The following is a 2560-nucleotide window of genomic DNA, read 5'->3' on the forward strand; positions in this document are numbered from 1 at the left end:
GTCGCGCCATCGTGCGGGTTGCAGCCATGATTTCCCGCAGAACGGCGCGACTCAACGAGTAGCGGTAGCCCAGCGCACGAGGTCGCCGGCGAGCTCAGCCAGAGCATCCAGGTGCACGAGGTGACCGGCGCCTTCGATCAGGGTGAGGGAGGCGTGGGGGATGGCCCGCTGGAGGCGATGTGCGCGATCGATGGGAATCCAAGCATCAGCCGTCCCCCACACGATGTGCACCGGCTCGTCGATCTCACCGTAGCGCGGCTCGATGTCGTCGGTGAAGCGTTCGGATGCCTGCGCGATCTGCCGTACGAACGCAGCCTGTCCCGCCTCACTCGTCCACGGCTCGACGAGCATCGCGAGGTCGTCGTCCCGCAACCCCCGAGCACTCGCACCACGGATGTAGGTCTCGACCATGCCGCGATGGATGGCGGGAGGGATCTGCTCGAAGACCTCTGCGTGCTCGCGCACAAGACGGAAGAACGGCGACCCCCACGGCGCGAGGGCGACGACATCCACAAGCGCAAGGGCGGCGTAGCGCGCGCCGTGGCACAGCCGGGCCCGCAACGCTACCGCGCCGCCGATGTCGTGCGCGATCACGCACGGTCGCTCGAGACCCCAGTGTTCGAGCAGCGCTGCGAACAGCTCGGCCTGCACGCCGATGTCGACCGCATGGTCATGATGCATCGATGACTGTCCGTATCCGGGCATGTCCCAGAGGTAGACGGTGTGGGTTCGCGCCAGCACGCGTGCGATCGGACGCCAGAGCTCTGACGACCACGGCGTGCCATGGAGAAGAACGAGCGGAGGCCCGTCGCCGAGCCGATCCCAGGCGACACTGCGGCCGCGCCAGTCGAAGGAGTGCGACAGAGGAGTCATCGTGCATCCACCGTTGCAGCGGCATACGACATCCCGCGGAGTCACTTCGGTCGCGCCAAAACGCGAGCACCCTGCATCCGCACCCGCAATAGCGCGCGACCGAATGAAACCCGACTCGCGCTAGGCCTCGCCGCGCAAGACATCGCCCGCATGGATGCCGATGGCAACCCAGTCCGCGAGCTCGGCGTCGTCGGCTAACCGCTCGGCAGGAACCCGGAGCCAGGCATCGCCCATGACCCGGCCGTTGCCCATCGTGGCGGGGATCGCACCGCGCGCCAGGCGCTCGTCTCGCTTCACCGGGTCGGTCCGCACCAACGCGCTGCCGCCGCGCTCCGCGACGATCGCGAGCGCCTCACGCACCATGAATCCGACGCCCCCGAACATGCGCATCTCGCGGACGTCGACATCCGTGATCATCCCGCGGATCCGCGCCGCCAGCTGCTCCCGCTCGTCGGATGCCGACATCCTGCCCCCTCCGGCCTCGCACCGCCTTGGCGCGAGCGTACTCCGCCCGAAACACCGACCCGCTAACGTTCGTTCATGATCCCGATCGAGAACCTGGTGGCGTTCATGCTCACGTCGTTGGTGATCATCGTGATCCCCGGCCCCAGCGTGTTGTTCGTCATCGGCCGCGCCATTGCGCTGGGTCGCCGCGCCGGCGTCCTCAGTGTCGTCGGCAACGCGCTCGGCACGATCCCCGCGGTCATCGCTGTCGCTTTCGGCGTGGGCGCGATCGTCGCCTCGTCGGTCGTGGCGTTCACCGTGATCAAGATCGCCGGCGCTCTCTACCTCGTCTACCTCGGCATCCAGGCAATCCGCCACCGCCACGCGCACATCCCCGGCATCCAGCAGCGGCCGACCCGCACGCGTCGGCTCCTGGCCGAGGGCTTCATCGTGGGCCTCACCAACCCGAAGACGATTGCGTTCTTCGTCGCGGTGCTCCCGCAGTTCGTCGATCCGACGGCGGGCCCGGTCTGGCTGCAGCTCCTGCTGCTCGGTCTCGTCTTCGAGGCGCTGGCGCTGGCATCCGACAGCATCTGGGCCCTTGCCGCGGGCACCGCACGCGCATGGTTCGCTCGCTCACCCCGACGCATCTCGACCCTGTCGGCCACCGGCGGCGTCATGATGATCGGCCTCGGCGGCGCGCTCGCCCTCACCGGTTCGAAGTCCTGACACACGTTCGGTCGCGCCGTAGTGCGGGTAGCGGCGCCCCAGACCCGCGCGAAGACGCGACCGAAGAAGCTCGGCTCTACGGTCGGTCGCGCCGTGGTGCGGGTTGCGGCGGCCTAGGCCCGCGCGAAGGCGCGACCGAAGAAGCCTGACGCGCGCTCGGTCGAGTCAGTCGGCCGCCCGAAGTCCGAGGTCGTCGCAGGTCACGCCCGCGGTCTCGGGAAACACCGCTAGCGTGTCATCCCGCTGTACGCAGACGAACAGGTCTGGCACCGGGTAGGTCTGCCCGTCGTTCGGTGGGGGCCCGTCGAGCCCGGCACCGATGAGGCCGATGCTCCAGACGGATGCGCAGAGGTCGATCGCCCGAGAGACCCGATCTTCCCCCGCAGCCGAGGGGTCGCCCACCTGTTGCACGACGCTGTCGAGGGATGCCGCCTCGAAGCAGGATGCCGAGTTCTGACGCAACTCCGTTGAAGCCAGGGCGAGCAGCGTCCCCGCGGTGGTCGCGGCAACGAGC

At 68.7% G+C, this 2560-nt stretch carries 3 protein-coding genes and 1 pseudogene; 1 reads left to right on the forward strand and 3 read right to left on the reverse strand.

Going from position 1 to position 2560, the window contains the following annotated elements; all coding sequences use genetic code 11:
* Positions 1 to 51: 51 nt before the first annotated feature.
* Both B3587_RS05225 and B3587_RS05230 read right to left on the reverse strand, forming a co-directional pair.
* Positions 52 to 873 carry an alpha/beta fold hydrolase gene (locus tag B3587_RS05225; protein ID WP_292726912.1) on the reverse strand — a complete coding sequence of 274 codons (822 nt, stop codon included), beginning with the start codon at positions 871 to 873 and terminating at the stop codon, positions 52 to 54.
* 120 nt (positions 874 to 993) lie between these two features.
* A complete protein-coding gene (locus tag B3587_RS05230) occupies positions 994 to 1338 on the reverse strand; it encodes a TfoX/Sxy family protein (RefSeq protein ID WP_228179264.1) in 345 nt (114 codons plus the stop codon).
* A 75-nt stretch (positions 1339 to 1413) separates the two neighbouring features.
* Here B3587_RS05230 and B3587_RS05235 point away from each other — a divergent pair, with 75 nt between their 5' ends.
* Complete coding sequence (locus B3587_RS05235; RefSeq protein WP_292726915.1) at positions 1414 to 2046, forward strand: LysE family translocator; 633 nt, start codon at positions 1414 to 1416, stop codon at positions 2044 to 2046.
* Positions 2047 to 2211: 165 nt separating this feature from the next.
* On the opposite strand, the pseudogene B3587_RS05240 reads toward B3587_RS05235, so the two are convergent.
* Positions 2212 to 2560 (reverse strand): annotated as a pseudogene (locus B3587_RS05240) (hypothetical protein); the annotation flags it as partial.

This window comes from Microbacterium sp. UBA837 (assembly GCF_002296025.1).
GTDB lineage: Bacteria > Actinomycetota > Actinomycetes > Actinomycetales > Microbacteriaceae > Microbacterium.

Coding starts and splice junctions, on each gene's coding strand:
- B3587_RS05225 (WP_292726912.1), bottom strand. CDS start 873: ATGACTCCTCTGTCGCACTCCTTCGACTGGCGCGGCCGCAGTGTCGCC.
- B3587_RS05230 (WP_228179264.1), bottom strand. CDS start 1,338: ATGTCGGCATCCGACGAGCGGGAGCAGCTGGCGGCGCGGATCCGCGGG.
- B3587_RS05235 (WP_292726915.1), top strand. CDS start 1,414: ATGATCCCGATCGAGAACCTGGTGGCGTTCATGCTCACGTCGTTGGTG.